Annotated in this window: 17 protein-coding genes; 8 read left to right on the top strand and 9 right to left on the bottom strand. The window is 63.4% G+C overall.

From position 1 onward, the window contains the following. The first annotated feature begins 212 nt into the window (after positions 1–212). From NKF25_RS06490 to NKF25_RS06480, 3 genes are read left to right on the top strand one after another with little or no spacing between them, the layout of a single operon-like run. Positions 213–1,649, top strand: a complete 1,437-nt coding sequence (locus NKF25_RS06490) for a PKD domain-containing protein (RefSeq protein ID WP_253225885.1) — start codon at positions 213–215, stop codon at positions 1,647–1,649. Between the two features lie 12 nt (positions 1,650–1,661). Continuing rightward, entirely contained in the window at positions 1,662–3,395 is a 1,734-nt protein-coding gene (locus tag NKF25_RS06485; protein ID WP_253225884.1) for a glycosyl hydrolase family 18 protein, read from the top strand. A 40-nt stretch (positions 3,396–3,435) separates the two neighbouring features. Further along, positions 3,436–4,815 carry a PKD domain-containing protein gene (locus NKF25_RS06480; RefSeq protein ID WP_253225883.1) on the top strand — a complete coding sequence of 460 codons (1,380 nt, stop codon included), beginning with the start codon at positions 3,436–3,438 and terminating at the stop codon, positions 4,813–4,815. 90 nt (positions 4,816–4,905) lie between these two features. Here the strand turns inward: NKF25_RS06480 and NKF25_RS06475 are convergent, their stop codons facing one another. The 7 genes from NKF25_RS06475 to NKF25_RS06445 form a co-directional block, all read right to left on the bottom strand. Next, positions 4,906–6,354 carry a M81 family metallopeptidase gene (locus tag NKF25_RS06475; protein ID WP_253225882.1) on the bottom strand — a complete coding sequence of 483 codons (1,449 nt, stop codon included), beginning with the start codon at positions 6,352–6,354 and terminating at the stop codon, positions 4,906–4,908. Positions 6,355–6,412: 58 nt separating this feature from the next. Next, on the bottom strand, positions 6,413–6,652 hold the full coding sequence (locus tag NKF25_RS06470; protein ID WP_253225881.1) for a hypothetical protein: 240 nt from the start codon (positions 6,650–6,652) through the stop codon (positions 6,413–6,415). Then, on the bottom strand, positions 6,649–7,530 hold the full coding sequence (locus NKF25_RS06465) for a carbohydrate ABC transporter permease (RefSeq protein ID WP_253225880.1): 882 nt from the start codon (positions 7,528–7,530) through the stop codon (positions 6,649–6,651). The genes NKF25_RS06470 and NKF25_RS06465 overlap by 4 nt, the downstream gene beginning before the upstream one ends. Beyond that, positions 7,520–8,458 carry a sugar ABC transporter permease gene (locus NKF25_RS06460; protein WP_253225879.1) on the bottom strand — a complete coding sequence of 313 codons (939 nt, stop codon included), beginning with the start codon at positions 8,456–8,458 and terminating at the stop codon, positions 7,520–7,522. Before NKF25_RS06460 ends, NKF25_RS06465 begins: the two co-directional genes overlap by 11 nt. Positions 8,459–8,460: 2 nt before the next feature. Beyond that, positions 8,461–9,732, bottom strand: a complete 1,272-nt coding sequence (locus NKF25_RS06455; RefSeq protein WP_253225878.1) for an extracellular solute-binding protein — start codon at positions 9,730–9,732, stop codon at positions 8,461–8,463. 141 nt (positions 9,733–9,873) lie between these two features. After that, entirely contained in the window at positions 9,874–11,010 is a 1,137-nt protein-coding gene (locus NKF25_RS06450) for an ABC transporter ATP-binding protein (RefSeq protein ID WP_253225877.1), read from the bottom strand. Positions 11,011–11,053: 43 nt separating this feature from the next. Next, positions 11,054–12,121 (bottom strand): Gfo/Idh/MocA family oxidoreductase, encoded by a 1,068-nt coding sequence (locus NKF25_RS06445; RefSeq protein ID WP_253225876.1) that lies wholly within the window; start codon positions 12,119–12,121, stop codon positions 11,054–11,056. Between the two features lie 103 nt (positions 12,122–12,224). Between NKF25_RS06445 and NKF25_RS06440 the strand changes: the two genes are divergently transcribed. The 5 genes from NKF25_RS06440 (at position 12,225) to NKF25_RS06420 (ending at position 17,453) form a co-directional block, all read left to right on the top strand. After that, complete coding sequence (locus NKF25_RS06440) at positions 12,225–13,028, top strand: sugar phosphate isomerase/epimerase family protein (protein WP_253225875.1); 804 nt, start codon at positions 12,225–12,227, stop codon at positions 13,026–13,028. Positions 13,029–13,097: 69 nt separating this feature from the next. Next, positions 13,098–13,796: a PIG-L family deacetylase gene (locus tag NKF25_RS06435; RefSeq protein WP_066147210.1), complete on the top strand. Its 699-nt coding sequence runs from the start codon at positions 13,098–13,100 to the stop codon at positions 13,794–13,796. Positions 13,797–14,112: 316 nt separating this feature from the next. Continuing rightward, a complete protein-coding gene (locus NKF25_RS06430; RefSeq protein ID WP_253225874.1) occupies positions 14,113–15,393 on the top strand; it encodes an AAA family ATPase in 1,281 nt (426 codons plus the stop codon). 54 nt (positions 15,394–15,447) lie between these two features. Continuing rightward, positions 15,448–16,446: a Gfo/Idh/MocA family oxidoreductase gene (locus tag NKF25_RS06425; RefSeq protein ID WP_253225873.1), complete on the top strand. Its 999-nt coding sequence runs from the start codon at positions 15,448–15,450 to the stop codon at positions 16,444–16,446. Continuing rightward, positions 16,443–17,453: a Gfo/Idh/MocA family oxidoreductase gene (locus NKF25_RS06420; RefSeq protein ID WP_253225872.1), complete on the top strand. Its 1,011-nt coding sequence runs from the start codon at positions 16,443–16,445 to the stop codon at positions 17,451–17,453. Before NKF25_RS06425 ends, NKF25_RS06420 begins: the two co-directional genes overlap by 4 nt. A 24-nt stretch (positions 17,454–17,477) precedes the next feature. Here NKF25_RS06420 and NKF25_RS24435 read toward each other — a convergent pair whose 3' ends face one another. Then, positions 17,478–18,464: a Gfo/Idh/MocA family oxidoreductase gene (locus tag NKF25_RS24435; protein WP_253225871.1), complete on the bottom strand. Its 987-nt coding sequence runs from the start codon at positions 18,462–18,464 to the stop codon at positions 17,478–17,480. Continuing rightward, positions 18,461–19,459, bottom strand: a complete 999-nt coding sequence (locus NKF25_RS06410; protein WP_253225870.1) for a hypothetical protein — start codon at positions 19,457–19,459, stop codon at positions 18,461–18,463. The genes NKF25_RS24435 and NKF25_RS06410 overlap by 4 nt, the downstream gene beginning before the upstream one ends. Positions 19,460–19,554: the final 95 nt, after the last annotated feature.

The following is a 19,554-nucleotide window of genomic DNA, read 5'->3' as shown; positions in this document are numbered from 1 at the left end:
TCCAGCTTTCCATCACGTTATATCCACTAATTAGTGTATTTTAATTATAGAAAATTATTTACCATCATATGTATTTTTTACCATCGTAGTTCAGAAAACAAAGCGGTTAGAGCGTACTCGGGGGCGATAGCCAGCGGCTTTGGAGACGAACGGGCGTCGCAGATGAGCGGGACCGCTGGTCGTCGCCTCCATCGCGGTTCAGTCGAGAAACCATGAAATACACTCGCAGACGACTACTGAGGGATGCATCGGCACTTTCGGCACTGGCGATAGGAGCAAGCGGGCTCGGGTCGGCGGCCGACTGTAGCGGCTATTCGGCGTGGCAATCGGACGTCGCGTACACGGACGGCGACCGGGTGGTGTACGACGGCGCACTGTGGGAGGCACAGTGGTGGACCCAGGCGAACGAACCGGAGACGAGCGACTCCGTCTGGGTGAAGGTCGGTCCGTGCGACGGCAGCGGGGGCGACGGTGGCGACGGTGGAGGCGGGGACGGCAACACTGCGCCGACCGCCTCGTTCAGCGCGTCCTCGCTGTTCCCCGCTCCGGGCGAGTCGGTGAGCTTCGACGCGAGCGACTCCTCGGATTCGGACGGGTCGGTGGCGTCCTACGACTGGACGTTCGGCGACGGCGCGTCCGGGTCGGGTGGGTCGGTAAGCCACTCGTACGGGTCGGACGGGGATTACACCGTGACGCTGACCGTCACCGACGACGACGGGGAGACGGGAACCGCCACCCGGACGATATCGGTCGGAACGACGAGTTCGAGCGGGAGTACGGCGTTCGCGCCGTACAACGACATGAGCGTCGAGTCCGGAACCACGCTGACGGACATCTACGGGCAGGCGAACAACGACACCGTCACGGCGGCGTTCGTCCTCTCGGACGGCAGCGGTAACGCCGCGTGGGGCGGTTCGGTCAACAAGCTCGTCGGCGAAGCGGGATACGGGTCGGAAATTCAGTCGTATCAGGACGCGGGCGGCACGGTCATCGTCTCGTTCGGCGGCGCGATGGGGACGATGATAGCGCAGGATACCACCGACGTTTCGAAGATACGATCGGAGTACGAGAAGGTGATGGACACCTACGGCGTCACGCATCTCGATTTCGACATCGAGTCGGTGAACACGGACGCGGTCGACCGGCGCAATCAGGCGCTAAGTCGACTCCAGTCGGATCGACCGGATCTCAGCGTGTCCTACACGCTCCGCTGTAAAACGACCGGGCTGACCAGCCACGGGAAGGACATCCTGAACAACGCGGTGAGTCACGGCGTGGACGTCGACATCGTCAACATCATGACGATGGATTACGGCTGGGTCGAACCGAGCGCGAGCACCATCGAGGATTCGGCCAACGGCACGCACGACGACATCGTGGAGATATTCTCCGGGGTGTCGTCCGACGAAGCGTGGGGAATGCTCGGCATCACGCCGATGATCGGAGCCAACGACGCCGGTGGTACCCATCACTTGGACGACGCACAGCAGGTCGCCTCGTTCGTCGTGGAGAAGGGCATCGGACGCGTGGCGTTCTGGTCCATCGACCGCGACAACGGCGGCTGTCCCGACGGGACGGTGTCGGCCACGTGTAGCGGAATCGCACAGGACCCGTACGAGTTCTCGAACATCTACAATCAGGTGCAGTGAGGAGGGAAAATCATGGATCACTCACGACGGGACCTCCTGCGGAAGGTGTTGGCCACCCCTGCCCTCGCGTACGGTATCAGCGGCGTCGCATCGGCCGCGGACTGTAGCGGCTATTCAGCGTGGGAGTCGGATACGGCGTACACCGACGGTGACCGGGTCGTCTACGACGATGCGCTCTGGGAAGCCCAGTGGTGGACCCAAGCGAACGAACCGGAGACGAGCGATTCGGTTTGGGTCAAAGTCGGCCCGTGCGACGGGAGCGGCGGCGATGGCGGCGACGGCGGAAGTGGAAACGACTCCCCGACCGCCTCGTTCACCGTGACTCCGTCGGTGCCCGCGCCGGGAGACGAAGTCACGTTCGACGCGTCGGGGTCGTCCGATTCCGACGGCACCATCGCATCCTACGACTGGGACTTCACGAACGACGGCACCGACGACGCGTCGGGCGAAACCGTCACGCACACGTTCGACTCGGCGGGGACCTACGCGGTCGCGCTGACGGTCACCGACGACGGCGGCGCGAGCGCGTCGGCGACGACGAACGTTTCCGTCGGCTCCGAACCGACGGACGAGTTCAAGATCATCGGCTACTATCCCGGTTGGAAGGCCACGCCGGAGTACGACTACTACCCCGAGGACGTGCCGTGGGACAAGGTCACCGACGTGCAGTACGCGTTCCTCGGCGTGGACGCCGAGAACGCGGTGCCGACCATCATGAAGGACCGAGACGAGCAGAACCTGGAGAAATTCAACGAACTGAAGTCGGGAGCGGCGGCCGACACCCGCGTGAAGATATCCGTCGGCGGGTGGGCCAACTCCGAAGGGTTCAGCCAGATAGCGGCGAGTGCGGACAAGCGGACGACGTTCGCCGACCGCTGTGTGGAGATCATCCGGCAGTATAATCTGGACGGCGTGGACATCGACTGGGAACACCCCGGGAGCCAACAGGGCAAGTGCCAGTGCGGCAGCAACGACGACTACGTCAACCAGATCGACTTCCTGCAGGCGCTCCGGGATGCGTTGGATACCGCAGGACAGGAAGACGGGAAGCGATACTGGCTGTCGGTCGCGAACGGCGGTTCGGACTGGAACGCCGGTGGCCTCCGACACGATCGGATCGGCGACGTCTGTGATTACACGTGCATCATGGCCTACGACTTCACGGGGTCGTGGATGGACTCCGTGGGGCAGAACGCGCCGCTGTACGGCGACGGCCACCCGACCGACAACACCCAGTACGGCGAGACGTACGACACGCAGTACTACGTCGAGTACGCCGTGGACACGCTGTGGGCCGGGGACCCCGACGAGACGGGCTACTGGCCCGGTCAGTGGAAGTATCCGCCGTCGCCACCGGCCGACCACGGAGAACTGGTGCTCGGGTTGCCGTTCTACGGCCGCGGCTTCAACGGTACGGAACTGTACGGCAGTTATCAGGGCCTCCCGGCGGGAACGTGGGACGACTCGGAAAGCGGCGGTGCCGACATGACCGGGGCGTTCGACTTCGGCGACCTGGAGGAGAACTACGAGGGCGAGTCGGGTTGGACGAAGCAGTATCACGACCCCGGCGCGGTCCCGTACATCGTCAACGAAGAGGAGGAGACGATCATCAGCTACGACGACGAGCAGTCCATCGCCGAAAAAGTCCAATTCGCAAAGGACCGCGGCATGGGGGGAGTGATGTTCTGGGAACTCGCACAGGACTGGAACGAGACGCTCCTCGACACCATCGTGGCGAACGTATAGCGCGAAGAGTAAAACGAAGAACGAACACGACAACACGATCATGAAATACACACGACGCAACGTACTACGCGACGTATCGGCACTGACAGCACTGGGACTCGGCGCGAGCGGCCTCGCGGCGGCGGCGGACTGCAGCGGCTATCCGGACTGGCGCTCGGACACCTCGTACACGGACGGCGACCGGGTCGTGTACGACGGGGCGCTCTGGGAAGCCCAGTGGTGGACGCAAGCCAACGAACCGGAACCGAGCGATTCGGTCTGGGTGAAGGTCGGACCCTGCGACGGGAGCGGTGGCGGCAACGCGGCTCCGACGGCAACGTTCAGCACTTCATCGTCGTCCGTCTCGCCGGGCGAGTCGGTGAGCTTCGACGCGAGTGGCTCCTCGGATTCCGACGGAAGCATCGCGTCCTACTCGTGGGCATTCGGCGACGGCACCAGCGCGAGCGGGCAAACGACCACACACAGCTACGGCAACGCCGGTAGCTACACCGTCACGCTGACCGTGACCGACGACGCCGGGGCGACCGGGTCGGCCAGCAGTACCGTCTCGGTCGGCGATTCGGGGGGCGGCACCACAAAGGATGACGACGCGTTCGCCCCGTACGAGGGGACGTGGGGCGACGTCGTCGGGGACACGACCGGCGCGAACACCGACCGCATCGTCGTGTCGTTCCTCGGCGACGGGACGTCCGGCGACGGCGTGAACCCCGGCTGGCTCACGTCGAGCGGACAGCGCCCGGTGTCGGACTTCTCGGACGAGATTTCGACGCTCCAGAACCAGGGTATCGACGTGTGGGTCTCCATCGGCGGCTGGGACGGCCGCGTGGTCGCCCGCGACGCGACGGACGCCACCGAACTGAAGGAGGCCTACGCGGGTATCCTCGACACGTTGGGCGTCACCCACCTCGACATCGACGACGAGAACGCGGACGAATCCGGACGCGACGGGAGCGTCTACCAACTCCGCAACGAGGCGCTGGCGATGCTCCAGTCAGAACGGCCCGAGGTGACGGTCAGCTACACCGTTCCGGCGGGACAGAACGGCATCGAGAACCGGAACTACGCTCCCGCGCGGGACATGGTCTCGGATGCAATCCAGCAGGGCGTCGAACTGGAGTACGTGAACATCATGACGATGGACTTCAACCCGACGACGGCGGACATCGTGGCGTCGGCGGGGCAGGGAACCGTCGATTGGCTCGCGGGAATCTACCCGAACAAGTCCGAAGCCGAACGGTGGGAGATGCTCGGCGTGACGCCGAACGTGGCCGAATCAGGGTTCACGACCGACACCGCCCAGCAGGTTCTCGATTGGGCCGAGAGCAAGGACATCGGCCTGCTGAGCTTCTGGGCGCTGCACAAATCGAACGCGGCGGCGTACGCCGACGTGTTCCACCAGTTCGAGGACGACGAGGACTGAGCGGGGAAGAGCGAAAGAGCGGATAGGCGAGCGAAAACGAACAGGGAGAGAAAGAGCGGACGACAGAGCGAGAACGGCCCGCGAAGCGGGTCAGTTCGCGCCGTTTTTCGATTCCCACTCCACGTCCTCGTCCAGCGGGAACGTCGGACGCGGGATGTCTTCGTACGGCAGATCGGTGAGCAACTGGTTCGTGTCGCCGGGCGTGAGCGCGAACAGTTCCCGCGCCGCGACGGCTTTCCACGCGGGACTCAAGTAACCGCTTTTCAGGACGACGCAGTCGTAGTCGTCCGGGGCGGCGTCGAAGCGGTGGAGGAACGTGGGGTCGCGGTGCAGGTTCGTCCGCGTGTCAGCCACGACCACGTCCACGCCGCCGTCGAGCGAAACGAGGGCGGTTCCGCCTCCGTCAAATTCGACCAGTTTCGACACGGTTCCGTCCGCCGTGAGCGGCGTGTTTTCGGGAACGTTCCGGCCGAGGTCGAGTCGGACTGATCGGCCTTCGCCAGCGGTGTAGCATTGCTCGTAGCTCGCATCGTCCGCGACGACGGCGAACAGCGACGGTCCGAGGTCCGAGCGCTCGCGCATCTTCGACAGGACGTTCGTCGTGTCCTCGGACGCGCCCGCGCCGGGGATATCGCCCGTGTCGGAGATCACGACCGGTCGGCGTCGGTCGTGCGTTGCCGATTCGAGGGCGACGGACGGGTCGTAGGCGTCGGTCGAGAAGTCGAACTCGCGGCGTTTCAGCCAGAACGCCCGTGCGAGTTCGACCGCCGTCTCCGCGACGGTTTCGGGCGCGGCGGCGTCGCCGGTCACGAGCGCGTGGCAGCCAGCGTTCGGGGAGTCGGCCCACGGAAACCCAAGGAAGAAGTTCGCGTCGTGGATGCCGTCCCGCTCGTCGGCGTCGCGGAGCGCCGCGACAAGCGAGCGCATCGGTTCGAATTCCGATTCGGACTGCTCCCCGGCGAGGAGCATCGGCAGCCGTTCCCAGCCGAGCGTGAGCGAGGCGTCCCCGCGCAGGTCGGCGAGAAGGAGGTTCGCGGCCCGCGTTCCAGTCTCCGTGACGTCGGTGTGCGGCGCGGTGCGATATCCCGCGACACCGTCGAGGTTGGAGACCATTCGCTCGGTGATGGTGGCGTGCATGTCGAGCGCCGCCGTGATCGGAACGTCCTCGCCGACCACCGCGCGGACCGCTTCGAGCAGCGCGCCCTCGGGGTCGGGTTCCCCCTCGACGTACATCGACCCGTGCAGGTCGAGACAGACGCCGTCCACGGGTTCGCCGTCGAGTCTGGAGACGAGTTCGTACCGCATCCACTCGAACGCGCTCGCCTCGACGGTCGGGGCAGGAAGCGCGCTCGCGCCCACCGTCGGGAGGATATCGACGCCCGCGCGTTCGAGTTCGTCCACGATGCCGCGAATCGAGCGGCCGACGTGCTCCGTCGTCAGGAGGTCGGCACCCGTCGTGGTCGAGAACGTTTCGAGTCCGGTCCGCCCGTCCGCGAACGTGTTCGTTTCGTGGCTGATGGCACCGACGGCAACTTGCATGTTCCCAATCTCTCGGGAAGCCTCTTGAGTGATACCCCTAGAATAAAAAGCGGTCAGGTCAGTGCGGCCACGGCCGCCACGGCCAGAAGAACGCGAGAAACGCCATTCCGAGCAGGAGGAACCCGCCCACCTTCATCAACGGCCCCGCGTCCATCTCGTCGCGGACGAACGAGAGATACAGCAGTCCCACCGCGGCGACGAAGAAGACGAGCGCGCCGCCGACTACCGGTTCGTTGCGCCCGGAGTAGCCGAGACGCAACAGGACGGTGAACAGGGGGGCGGCGGAAAGGGTGGTCATCCCTTCCCTCCGGTCAGCGCGATTCCCTCCATGAAGGTACGCTGTGCGAGCAGGTAGGCCGCGATGACGGGCAGCGCGGCGAGCACGACCGCCGCGAGGAGCTGACCCCACTGTGAGCTGTACTTACCCGTAAGCAGGCCGATGCCGACCTGAAGCGGGTACATCGCCGAATCGTTGAGGATGACCAGCGGCCACAGGAACGCGCCCCAGACGAAGATGAACGTGAACACGCCCAGCGACGACAGGGCGGGTTTCGCCAGCGGCAACATGACCCGCGTGTAGATCTGAATCGTGCTACAGCCGTCCATTCTGGCCGCCTCGATGAGCGAGTCGGGGACGCCGAGGAAGAACTGTCGCATCATGAACGTCCCGAACGGGTTGGCGACGTACAGCACGATGATGGCCCAGTAGGTGTTCGACCAGTTGAGGGCGTTCATCTCCAAATACAGCGGGACGAGCACGACCTGCGGCGGGATGACGAGCGTCCCGATGACCAGCGTGTAGACGAACGATTTCCCCTTGAAATCACCCTTCGCCAGCGCGTAGCCCGCGAGCGTGTCGAGCAATAGGGTGAAAAACACCACGCCGACCGTCAGGACGAGGCTGTTGAGCACCCAACGGTCGAGCGGGTTCTGCAGCCAGACGTTCACGTAGTTGGCGAACGTCGGATGCGACGGGATGATTTGGTGAATCGTCGTGAATATCTTGTTCTCGGGTTTCAGCGACGTGAGAAACGCCCAGAGGAACGGAATCGTCATGATGGCGCTCATGACGATGAGGATGCCGTGGGCGACCCATTTCGCGAGCTTGTCGTACCGCGAACCCTCGTACTCGACGCTCGGCTGGTCGTCCTCGAAGTCGAGGTCCTTAGTAGCCAACGTCGTCACCCCACGTGCGCTGTTGGAGAACGCTCAACCCGAACACCAGGAGGAACAACACGACCGCGATGGCGCTCGCATAGCCCATCTCGAACTGCTGGAAGCCGGTCTGCCAGAAGTAGTAGACGATGGTGTAGGTGGAGTGGACGGGGCCGCCGTTGGTCATCACGTACACCTGCGTGTAAACGCGGAACGAGAAGACGAGCGTCACGACGAACACGAAGAACGTCGTCGGCTTCAGCAGCGGCAGGGTGACGTAGCGGAACCGCTCCCAGCGGTTCGCGCCGTCGATGATGGCCGCCTCGTACAGGTCGTCCGGGATTCCCTTCAGCCCGGCGAGGAAGATGACCATGTTGAACCCGATGTGCTTCCAGATGCTCATGAGGGCGATGGACGCCAGCGCCGTCTTGGAACTCTGGAGCCACGAAAGCTGCGGGAGACCGATGGTCCCCAACATCGTGTTCAACAGCCCGTACTGCGGGTTGTAGATCCACGACCAGATGAGCGAGACGACGACCCACGAGGTCACGACCGGGAGGAAGATGGCCGCCGAGTAGAACTTCGTCCCGCGCATGTTCATGTTCAACAGCAGCGCCAACCCAAGCGCGATGGGAACGTCGAAGACGAGGAGGGCCAGACTGTAGCCAGCGGTGTTTATCAGCGCGTCCCAGAATATCGGGTCTTGCACCAGCCGAACGTAGTTATCGATCCCGACGAACGGATGGGATCGAGCCAACGGCTCCCACTGATGAAGGCTCACGTAAAACGCACCGAGGAACGGGATCAGCAGGACGGCGGCGAAGATGAACACCTTCGGGAGGACGATGGCGTACCACGATAGGTCCGTATCGGCGTTGCCGACGGTGAAGCCGGAAACGACTCCGCTGAGACGCTCCCGAACGCCCGTGGTTCCCTGAGATTGTGACATGGTTAGAGGAGTTTGTTGATGTCGCTAGCGGCCTTGTCGAGTGCCTTTTTCGGGTCCGTTCCCTGCCACATCGCCTGTGCCTGCTTGTGGACGGAATCCCACATCTTCGACACGTCGGGGTGGCTCGGGAAGGGAACGGTGTTCTCCATCTCCTGTTCAACGGGTTTCAACTTCGGGTTGTTGTCGATGAAGTTCTTGAACTCGTCCGAATCGTAGGCCTCCTTCCGCCCCGGGAACCCACCCATCGATTTGGTGACCTTCTTTTGAACCTCCATGGAGTTCACGTAGTTCAGCCATTCGAGGCCGACTTCCTTGTCCGCGCCGCCGCGGTTCGGAACGGTGTAGAACACGCCCGCGCTCCACGTGTGGCTTTTATCGATCTTCGGACCGCTGGGGTACGGAATGTACTGCCAGTCGAGACCGCTCTTGCGCAGTCGCGGGTAGTTCCACGACCCGGCGAAACACATCGCCACTTCCCCGGCGAGGAAGTCCTCGATTGCTTGGCTACTGCCGGAGTTTCGGGTGATGACGGTTTCGTCCTCGACGACCTTCGGCTGAAGGTATTTCGCCGCTTGGACCGCCGCGTCGTCGTTGATTATCGCCTTCGTCCCGTCGTCGTTGAGGTAACCGCTCCCGTTCGAGAGCGCGAAGCAGTCGAAGCCCTCACCGGCGGACATGGAGAACGCCGCCTTGTTCTTCTTGCCCAACTCGTCGATCCACGAACCGAACTCGTCCCAACTCGGACGGTGGGTCGGTTCGGGAACCTCCAAGCCCGCCTCCTTGAACTTCTTCTTGTTTATCGCCACCAGACGACAGTCGGCGTACCACGGGACCGCCCACAGGTTGCCGTCGTAGCTTGCGTTGCGTCGTGCGGCCGAGACGTAGTCGTCCGGGTTGAAACCGTTCTTTTCGAGGTTGAGTGCGACGCCCTTGTCGGCGAACCGCGGCACCCACAGGACGGACAACGCGAGGCTGTCCGGCGCGTTACCTGCGGGAATCGCGGTCGTCGCCTTGGCGAGGTAGTTCTCGAACGGGTAGTACTCCCAACTGAGGTCGGATATCTTGTCGCTCTGCTTCGCGAGGGCTTTCGCCTGCTTTTTGCGAATCGGCGAAAGCCCGGGGTCGTTCCACGCCCACAGCGTTCCGGACTTTGCGCCGCCGTCGCCGTCACCGGAACTGCCGGGCATCATGCCTGAACAACCGGCGAGGCTTGCTGCGCCGACCGAACCGGTCAGAGTGAGAACGTTACGTCGAGTGAGGTTTCTGTTGCTCATACCGCTCTGACCGAAGAACGATGCTACTCCGTAATAAATATTTGCCATGGGGTACCAAATACCATTCCAATCTAGCCAGTAATCGGAGGGAAGTCGAGACGATCCGAGTGTTTTACCCGGAGTCGAGTTGTTTTTCGGAAATTATGCGCGAGCGTCGACGTTGGTGTCGGTCGCGGTCGAGACGCTCCTCGTCTTGACGGTTTCGCCGGTGTCGGGGTCGAAGAGGTGTATCTTGTCCTCGGGGAAATCGATGGTGAGCGTCGTTCCGGATTCCACCATCCGCTCCCCGGAAAGCGTCACCGTACACGTCTGGTCGCCGATATCGACGTAGGCGTACGTGAGCTCGCCCATCGGCTCGGTCACCGAGACGGTCGTCGAAATCGCTCCCGGCTCGTCGGCCGGGACGGTTTCGATACTCTCCGGGCGGATACCGAGCGTCATCCGTCCCTCGTAGCCGACGAGTTGCTCGCGCGCCTTCGGCGAGAGGTCGTACCGGAACGTGTCGTGGACGAGTGCGCCGTCGACGTAGTCGACCTCGAAGAAGTTCATCGAGGGGGAGCCGATGAACCCGGCGACGAACCGATTCGCGGGTTCGTAGTAACATTCGAGCGGCGTTCCGAGCTGCTGGAGTTTCCCGTCGTTCAGGATGGCGATCCGGTCGCCCATCGTCATCGCTTCCGTCTGGTCGTGGGTCACGTAGATGGTCGTGATGTTCAGGTCCTGCTGAAGGTTCTGTAGCTCCGTCCGCATCGTCGTCCGGAGCTTCGCGTCCAAGTTCGAGAGCGGTTCGTCCATCAGGAACACCTCCGGTTCACGGACGATGGCGCGGCCGAGCGCGACGCGCTGTTGTTGCCCGCCGGAGAGTTCGCCCGGTTTCTTTTCGAGTATCTCCTCGATGCCCATCATCTCGGCGACGTCATCGACCCGACGTTCGATTTCGTCGGCCCCCATGTCGGTGGACATCTTGAGACCGAATCCGATGTTCTTGCGCGCGGTGAGGTGCGGGTACAGCGCGTAGTTCTGGAACACCATCGCGATGTCGCGCTCGGTGGGGGGTTTGTTCGTGATATCGGTTTCGTTCAACAGGATGTTGCCGCCAGTCGGCGATTCGAGTCCGGCGATACAGCGAAGCGTCGTCGATTTGCCGCACCCCGACGGACCGACAAAGATGAGGAACTCCCCGTCGTCGATGTCGATATTCAGATCCTCGACCGCGACGATCGACCGGTCCCCGTCGAGAAACTCCTTCCGGAGGTTGCGTATGTCTAACTTACCCATACTGAGGCACTACTGATGGCCTTTGTAACCAGCCGTAATAAATTCATAGGGTGGTACCGGCGTTCGAAACGTCGACGGCCGTCTCGACCGTTGTACGGACCTTTTCACCCGTTTCCGCCGCCTCGCGGGCGGCGAGCGTCACGTCGAGCGTCGCAGCGGCGTCGTCGAAGTCCGAACGGATATCGACCGATTCCGCGTCGTTCGTCCGTCGTTCGCCGCGATCGGTCGCCGACGCACGAAGGAACGCCTCGAACTCCCGTCGGTACCACTCCCCGTCGCCGTCGAACGCCACGGGTTCGCCATCGACGGTCCCCGTGAGCGAGTGATCCATGTAATCCAGTTCGAGGACGGCGTCTTCGGCCGCGATACGCACCTCGAACCGTGGTGTCGGCGACGCACAGGTCGACGAGACGTGCGAGACGGCACCGGAATAGTGGTCAAGCGTGACCGAGGTCGCGTCCTGAAAGTCGACGGTCCCGACGAGCAAGCCGTCGGTTCCGCTGCCCGTCGCCGCCACGACGTCGCCCGCCAGATATCGGTGGAGGTCGTAGACGTGGGTGGATTGTTCGACGATCTGTCCGCCGGAGTAGCGCCGTTCCCGCCACCAATCGGATTCGGGAACCGGGACCCAGTAGGTGCTGTCGATATGGCCGATTCGCCGACCGTCGAGGAGTTCCCGTGCGTGCTCCGTAATCCGTGCGTATCGACAGACGTAGCCGACGTGCGAGAGGCCCTCGCTGTCCGCTAGACGTCGGGCCGTCTCGCGTGCGTCCCCCATCGAGAGGGCCACGGGTTTCTCGATGAACAGGTCGAGGTCCCGGTCGGCGGCGGCCTGCTCGTACTCGCCGTGGGCGAACGGCGGAACGGCGATGACGAGCGCGTCGAGCGGTTCCGACTCGATCAGTTCGACGCCGTCGGTGTACACGGTCGCTCCTCGTGGACCGGCGGCGGCGCGCGCCGTTTCTCCGTCGATGTCCGCTATCGCCGCCAGTTCGATATCGCACGGCGCTCCGTCTTCCCCGACCGTCCCCGACTCGACCACCGCGTCGAGCGTTTCCAGGTGGATCGACGCGATGCCACCGGCACCGATGAATCCGACACTGTGTGTCATGTGCCACCGTGTCTGGTGCGGGGTGTGTTAAAGTTAACTTCGATAAAACAACACCAAGACCGGCACAAACGTATAAATCACCGCAAACGAGAGGCTAGGAGTGATGCGGTTTGCACTCAATCAGATGGGGTTCCCCGAGGAGGGGTTGCTGGAAAACGCACGACTCCTCGCGTACGCCGGATACGACGGTATCGAACCGAACCTCACGGCCGACGGTCCGCTGTGGGACGACGAGTTCGTGGAGGAATTGGCCGACGAACTGGAGCGACTCGGACTCGACGTTCCGGCGATTTCGACCACGCTTCACTGGGAGCGCCGGTTGTCCGCCGCGGACGACGAAACGCGCACCGCGGGTCTCGAAGCGGGCGAGCGAATGCTCGAAGTCGCCGAGGAACTCGGTGCGGGTGCGGTGCTCATCGTCCCGGCAGTCGTTGACGAGCGGACGCCCTACGACGAGGCGTACGACCGCGCGCTCGACTCGGTTCGGGCGTTGGCGGCGAGCGGTGCCGACCGCGGCGTGACGGTCTGTGTCGAAAACGTGTGGAACGACTTTCTGCTGTCCCCGCTGGAGTTCGCTCGGTTCGTCGAGGCGGCGTCCGACGCCGGACCGGTGGGCGCGTACTTCGACGTCGGGAACGTCAAGCGGTTCGGCTATCCGGCCCAGTGGATTCGGATCCTCGGGGAGCACGTCGAGCGGGTTCACGTCAAGGACTATCGGACGGATATCGACACGATGGAAGGGTTCACCTATCCGCTGGAGGGTGATATCGACTGGACCGCGGTCGACGAGACGTTGGCGGAAATCGGCTACGACGGGTGGATAACGGCGGAGGTGTCCCCGTATCGGACCGCACCCGAGCGACTGCCGCCCCGGTTGCGCGCGGACCTCGAGCACCTCTTTTCGTAGCAGATCACCTCTTTTCGTAGCACACCGGCGACACAATATTTATTACCCGCTTGGAGTAGGTTCGTGTGTATGCATCTCGTAGCAGTAGTTGCACATCCGGACGATGCCGACATCTTCTGTGGCGGTACCCTCGCAAAGCACGCCGAACGCGGCGACGACGTGACCGTCGTCTACATGACGCGCGGCGAGTACGGCGGGTTCGACACCACCGAGTCGGCCGTCGCCGCGACTCGTGAGAAGGAAGCCGAGGCGGCGGCGGAGACGCTCGGCGCGGAAACGGCGTTCCTCGGCTTCGAAGACGGTCGAATCACGTACTCGATGGAAAACAGGCTCCGACTCGTCGAAGCGCTCCGCGAGCACCGGCCCGACGTCGTTCTCACGCATTTCAGCGACGACATGCATCCGGACCATCGAGCCACCTCGCGGTTGGTGACGGACGCGTACTACATGGCCGCACTGCCGCTGTTGGAAACGGACGACGAACCATGGGAACCCGACAACGTCTACTACTTCGGCAAGGCGACGTCGTCGTTCGAACCGGAGGTGTACATCGACATCAGCGAACAGCAATCGACCAAGGAGGAGGCCATCCTCGAACACGAATCACAGGTCGAGTGGTTGAACGAACACGGCGGCGTCGATTCCGAGTTCGAGGACATACTGGCGGATGTGAGGGCGCAAGCGCGCGTTCTCGGACGGACGCGCGGCGCAGGGTTCGCCGAGGGATTCGTCCCGCTACACGAGCGGGCGTCCGAGTTCCTCGACTGATACCGACCGCATCTTTTCGTCGTGAAGGAAAACGAGTCGACGGTGAGTCTCGCCGCCGGGACGGACCTCGAGTACGAATCCAAACTGACAGATCAGGGGTGTGAAAGACACACATACCATTACAGGAATATGGTCGTAATGGAATACAGGTGAAACGAGGGGGGAGGGGGCTGTGGAGGCGGGCAAAAAACCGTACGGAAGTCGGCCCCGTCGCACGAATCGAGGCCGACGGCCGGGACGACATCCCTCGAAATTCCAAAATTCAACGGTCGATTTCCCCGACGAATTTATGAGGAAGTAGCCGCAGTACTGTGTCATGACACGGCGTGACATCCCACCGGAGAACGCGGACGCCCTCGACGGAGTGTTTCGGTTACAGGAGGACGTTTTCGCCAGAAAGGGCCTTCTCGAAATCGGATACGCGCCGGAGCCACGGCACATCGTAGCCCGCAACGAGGAGATCAGACGCCTCGCGACCGCGTTGAATCCCGCCATCGGCGGGGGTGCGCCGAACAACACGTTCCTGTACGGAAAGACGGGGACTGGAAAGTCCCTCTGTGCCCGATACGCGACGGGTCGTATCGTGGATGCCTCGAGGGAGAACGGGGTTTCCATCGCCCGTGCAACCATCGACTGTTCGCAGGAGGACACCGAGACGCGCGCGGTCAGGGCGCTCGCTCGGGAGATAAACGACCCGGACGAAACGGGCATTGACGTTCCCGAGACCGGCTTCGGACGGTCGCGGTACTATCGTCTGCTCTGGGACGTCCTCGATTCGCGATACGACGTCGCGCTCGTGGTACTGGACGAGATAGACCGACTCGAAAACGACGAACTGCTCCTGCAGTTGTCGCGCGCCGAGGAAACCGGGAAGCTCTCCCGTTGTTCGGTGGGTATCGTCGGAATCAGTAACAAGGTGCGATACCGCGAACGATTGCAGGAACGCGTCAAGAGTAGCCTGCAGGAACGTGAGATCATATTCGCCCCGTACAGTCGGGATGACCTCCGTGAAATCATTCGAAGCCGCTCCGAGGCGTTCCGTCGTGGGGTGCTTTCGGACGAGGTGCTCTCGACCTGTGCGTCGCTCGCGTCGGAGGAACACGGCGACGCACGGAAGGCCATCAATCTGATCCGTCACGCCGGGGAACTCGCGGTCGGGGAGGAGTCCGAAACCATCACCATCGACCACGTCCAAAGCGCCGACACGCTCGCCGAGCGCGACCGGTTCCAAACGCTGTTCACTGGGGCGACGGCCCAACAGAAGGCGACACTCCTCGCCATCGTCTCGCTGGCTCTCGTCGAGCGGTCGCGGACGTTCAAGACGACGGACGTGTACGCGGCCTACGAGGACGTCTGTGCCGACGCCGGTCTCACGGTCCTCTCGAAGCGGCGCGTCCACGACCTGCTCCGGGAGTGGGAGTTCCTCGAAGTGCTCGATATCACGCGAACCGGGGACGGACGCGCTCGGGGCAGTTACCTGCGTCTGCACCTCATCGAAGACCCGTCCGTCATCCGGCCGGTGTTCGACGAGAGCAGTCGGTTCGCCGGGGTCGGTCCGACATCGGGAGCGACCGCGACGACGTGGTCGAACATCTGAAATTTATCCGGGGCGACAGAAGGTTTAAGACCACTACTTCCACAGTATAGAATGATGGAACGAATCGGATTAGTGGGAACTGGATTCATGGGCACGACACATGCTAACAGTTATCAGGAGATAGACGGGGCGGAGATCGCGGCCGTCGCGTCGCTCGACGAGGAGCGTTTCACGTTCGCCGAGAAGCAGACGGCGAACGCCGACGTGTACAGGGACGCGGCGGAGATGATGAGCGACGCCGACATCACGGCCGTCGATATCTGCACGCCGACGCCGACACACCGGCCACTCGTCGAGGCTGCCGCCGAGTGCGGTCTCGACGTGTTCTGCGAGAAACCGCTCGCCCGAACGACGACGGATGCGGACGCCATCGTCGAGGCGGTGACCGACGCGGATATCACCTTCATGACGGGGCACGTGCTGCGGTACTTCCCAGAATACGTCGAAGCCAAGCGCCGTATCGACGCCGGAGATGTCGGTTCGCTGGGAACGCTTCACACCGAGCGGCTCTCCTCGCCGCCGCGATACGGCACCAACTCGTGGTTCGGCGATACCGAGCAAAGCGGGGGTGTCCTCCTCGACATGGCGATTCACGACTTCGATTATCTCCGCTGGATTGCCGGTGACGTGGACCGTGTCTTCGCCCGAACGGCGTCGTGGAACGACGGCCACCTGAACCAACACTCGTCGGTGACGCTGCGGTTCGAGAACGGCGTCGTCGGCCACGTCGAAGCATCGTGGGGCTATCCTGAGGGGACGCCGTTCACCACGAGCTACGAGTTCGCGGGCGACGAGGGGCTGTTGGAGTTCGATTCACGCGACGAGAACTCCGTCCGCGTCTCCGGCGGTGCCGAGGGAACCAACGCGCCGTCCAGTCCGCTGGCGACGAGCCCGTACACGCTGGAACTCGAACACTTCGTCGATTGTGTGAGCAACGGCACCGAGCCGGACATCTCGCCCGACGACGCCCGTCAAGCCGTCAGAATCGCCCTCGCCGCCATCGAATCGAGCGAGCGCGGTGAAGCCGTTTCCCCCGCGGAGGTGCACACATGACCGTCCGCATCGGCATCTGTTCGACGGCCCACCTCCACGCCGACTCGTACGCCGCCTGTCTGAACGACCTCTCGGACGCCGAACTGGTCGGCGTCACGGAGACCGGCGACGGGGTCACCGCGACCCGCGCGAAAGCCGACGAGTACGACGTCGAGTTCATGGAGCCGACCGAACTGCTGGCCTCGGTGGACGGCGTCATCGTCTGTTCGACGAATATGGACCACGCGACGTGGGTGCAGGACGCCGCCGCGGCGGGCGTCGATATCCTCTGTGAGAAGCCGCTCGCGCCGACCGTCTCCGAGGCGCGCGAAATCGTGAGCGTGTGTGAGACCGCGGGTGTGAACCTCGGCGTCGCCATGCCGCTCCGGTTCAACCAGCCGGTACGAAACGCGAAGACGGCGCTCGAAAACGGCGTCCTCGGCACCCTCCAGTTCCTGAGCGGGACGAACCGCGGCCAGATGCCCGGCGGCTGGTTCGTCGATCCGGAGGCCTCCGGCGGCGGGGCGACGACCGACCACTCGGTTCACATCGTGGACATCGTTCGGTGGCTCACCGGTGAGGAGGTGAGCGAAGTGTACGCCGAAATCGGAACGCGATTCCACGATATCCCGGTGGAGGACGTGAACCTGCTGTCGATGAAGCTCACCGACGGGACGGAGTTCGTCCTCGACGGCTCCTGGAGCAAACCCGACGAGTGGGATTTCTGGGGCGACGCGACGCTCAGGCTCGTCGGTACGGAAGGAGTCGTCTCCATCGACTGCTTCGACCAGAAGATAAAGCAGACGCGCGATACCGACGATGCCGGTATTCGGTCGCTGTACTGGGGGTCGAACCCGGACGAGGGACTCGTGGCCGATTTCGTCGAGAGCGTCGCGGAGAACCGACCGCCGCTCAAAACCGGTGCGGACGCCGTACGCGACGTCGCCGTCGTGGAAGCCGCGTACGAATCCGCGAAACGGGGCGAGTCCGTCGCGGTCGAGACGACCGAGACGGCCGCGTTGGACTGATCGCGACTCGCTTTCGCTTCGTCGTCAGTACCCGACTTCGACCGATTCGTCCCGCTCGATGGATTCGTAGGCCGCTTCCATAACGGCGGTCGTCTTGACGGCTTCGTCCATCGGCGTCACGGGCTCCCGGCCGGTACGAATCGCCTCGACGAAGTCGTTCAGGAGTTCGTTGTTCGGGTCGGCACCCCAGTACAGGGTTTCGTTGTGGTTGCCGTGATTTGTATCGCAGATACTGGTATATCGCTGGCCGAAACAGTCGGCCGAGAGGGTTCCGTTCGACCCGACGAGTTCGACCTCCGCGTCACCCCAAAACGAACTTTCCTGTGGGGTGCTCCAGGACCCGTCGAGGACGAACGGCGCGCCGTTCGACAGTTCCATCGACAGCAGGTTCACGTCTTCGACGGCGATGTCGTAGAATCTGGTATCCATCTCGGCGTACACCTCGGTGACTTCCTCGCCGGTGAGCCACCGAACGATGTCCACGATGTGGTCGGTGTGGTCGGCGGCCGCGCCACCGCCCGCGAGGTCCGGGTTGACGAACCAACCGCCGGGCATTCGACCGCGATTGATGCCCGAGACGGCGACGAGATCGCCGAGTTCACCCGCCTCGTACCGTTCCTTCAGCCGTCGCATCGGGCGGCTACATCGGATCGGCATGGCCATCCCGGCGACCACGTCGCTTTCCGCGCACCGGTCCCGAATCGCAGCGGCGTCCGAGACCGACGTGGCGAGGGGTTTCTCACAGAGGATCGCCACGTCGTACTGGAGCGCGAGGTCGATGAGTTCGCCGTGACGGGAGGTCGGCGAACAGAGAACGATCCCGTCGGTTTCCCCCATCAACTGGTGCTGTGACAGCACGGACGTTCCGACCGCGTTGGCCTGTCGGCGCGCACGTTCGCGGTTTTCGTCGGAGATACCGACGAGTTCGACCCCCTGAAGCTGTGAGATGAGGGACGCGTACACTCCGGAGTTGACGTGGGCCGTCGAACAGATGCCGAGTCGAATCGTCACGTGTCGTCCCCCGTGAGCGTGACCGGTTTCCCGCGGTCCGCCGACCGGCGGGTGGCGGCCGCAATCCGTGTCGCAGCGCGGTCGGAGACGGTTTCGGGGTGCCGTTTCTCGCCGCGAACCGAATCCACGAACGTTCGGAGCGAGCGACCGCGGCAATCGTCTTCGATGGGATCGACGGTGAGACACCGCCTTCCGTCCGAGAGTGCGGTAGATGCATCGCGCTCGTGGAAGTCGAGCCGACCGTGATTGCCGCTGTACTCGACGTGGAGTCGTGGGGCGGGAGCGTCGTCCCGTCCCCACGTCGTTTCGACAGTCGCTCGGCCGCCACCCCGAAAGGTCAGGAGCGCGTGCGCGTGAGCGTATCCCTCCCGGGACCGAGTGCGAACGAAGACCCGCTCGACGGCGTCGAACGTCCAGTCCAAGACGTCGAAGTCGTGGGCGAGAACCTCACAGAGCACGTCTTCGACGGGATTTTCGCGTTGCACACCGGCATACGAGACGTTCCAACCGGGACCGTCGAACGGTGCGGTTCGCTTGATTCGAGCGACGCCGATCGTTCCGATGCTCCCCGTTTCGACGCCCGCTCGGAGTCGGTCGTACAGCCGGGAGAAGCGATGTGGGGAACGGACGAGAACCCATCCGGTTCCGGTCGATGCGCGCGAAACGAGCCGTTCGGTCGCCGCGTCGTCGAGCGAGAGCGGCGGGTCACACCGAACCGGGACGTCGGCGGAAAGCGCGGTATCTATCGTGTCGGTACGTCCGACGCCCGACCCGCAGATATCGACGCCGTGAGCGCCGACCGTATCGAGTGCGGTTGCCAGCGAGTCGTATCGTGGCGCGTCGATTCCGTCGAGGGGGTCGGTGCCGGAGTCGGAATCTGTGCCGGAGTCGGAGTCGAGAACGACCCCGGCGACGGTCGTATCCTCGAAGCGAGCGTATCGCTCGGCATGTGCTCGTATCGAGCCGTTCCTTCCGACGAGGACGATGCGTCGCATATGGCTACGTCCTACCGCGTTGTGATAAGGATTTGGACGGGGGAAAGTCCAAACTGACGAACGACGAAATGCACGTCCGCGGTATCGAATCGCGC

This window comes from Haladaptatus sp. AB643 (assembly GCF_024136975.1).
In the GTDB taxonomy this organism is placed as follows: domain Archaea; phylum Halobacteriota; class Halobacteria; order Halobacteriales; family Haladaptataceae; genus Haladaptatus.
This window is presented reverse-complemented; position numbering and strand designations above follow the sequence as displayed.

Coding starts and splice junctions, on each gene's coding strand:
- NKF25_RS06490 (WP_253225885.1), top strand. CDS start 213: ATGAAATACACTCGCAGACGACTACTGAGGGATGCATCGGCACTTTCG.
- NKF25_RS06485 (WP_253225884.1), top strand. CDS start 1,662: ATGGATCACTCACGACGGGACCTCCTGCGGAAGGTGTTGGCCACCCCT.
- NKF25_RS06480 (WP_253225883.1), top strand. CDS start 3,436: ATGAAATACACACGACGCAACGTACTACGCGACGTATCGGCACTGACA.
- NKF25_RS06475 (WP_253225882.1), bottom strand. CDS start 6,354: ATGCAAGTTGCCGTCGGTGCCATCAGCCACGAAACGAACACGTTCGCG.
- NKF25_RS06470 (WP_253225881.1), bottom strand. CDS start 6,652: ATGACCACCCTTTCCGCCGCCCCCCTGTTCACCGTCCTGTTGCGTCTC.
- NKF25_RS06460 (WP_253225879.1), bottom strand. CDS start 8,458: ATGTCACAATCTCAGGGAACCACGGGCGTTCGGGAGCGTCTCAGCGGA.
- NKF25_RS06455 (WP_253225878.1), bottom strand. CDS start 9,732: ATGAGCAACAGAAACCTCACTCGACGTAACGTTCTCACTCTGACCGGT.
- NKF25_RS06450 (WP_253225877.1), bottom strand. CDS start 11,010: ATGGGTAAGTTAGACATACGCAACCTCCGGAAGGAGTTTCTCGACGGG.
- NKF25_RS06445 (WP_253225876.1), bottom strand. CDS start 12,121: ATGACACACAGTGTCGGATTCATCGGTGCCGGTGGCATCGCGTCGATC.
- NKF25_RS06440 (WP_253225875.1), top strand. CDS start 12,225: ATGCGGTTTGCACTCAATCAGATGGGGTTCCCCGAGGAGGGGTTGCTG.
- NKF25_RS06435 (WP_066147210.1), top strand. CDS start 13,098: ATGCATCTCGTAGCAGTAGTTGCACATCCGGACGATGCCGACATCTTC.
- NKF25_RS06430 (WP_253225874.1), top strand. CDS start 14,113: ATGACACGGCGTGACATCCCACCGGAGAACGCGGACGCCCTCGACGGA.
- NKF25_RS06425 (WP_253225873.1), top strand. CDS start 15,448: ATGGAACGAATCGGATTAGTGGGAACTGGATTCATGGGCACGACACAT.
- NKF25_RS06420 (WP_253225872.1), top strand. CDS start 16,443: ATGACCGTCCGCATCGGCATCTGTTCGACGGCCCACCTCCACGCCGAC.
- NKF25_RS06410 (WP_253225870.1), bottom strand. CDS start 19,459: ATGCGACGCATCGTCCTCGTCGGAAGGAACGGCTCGATACGAGCACAT.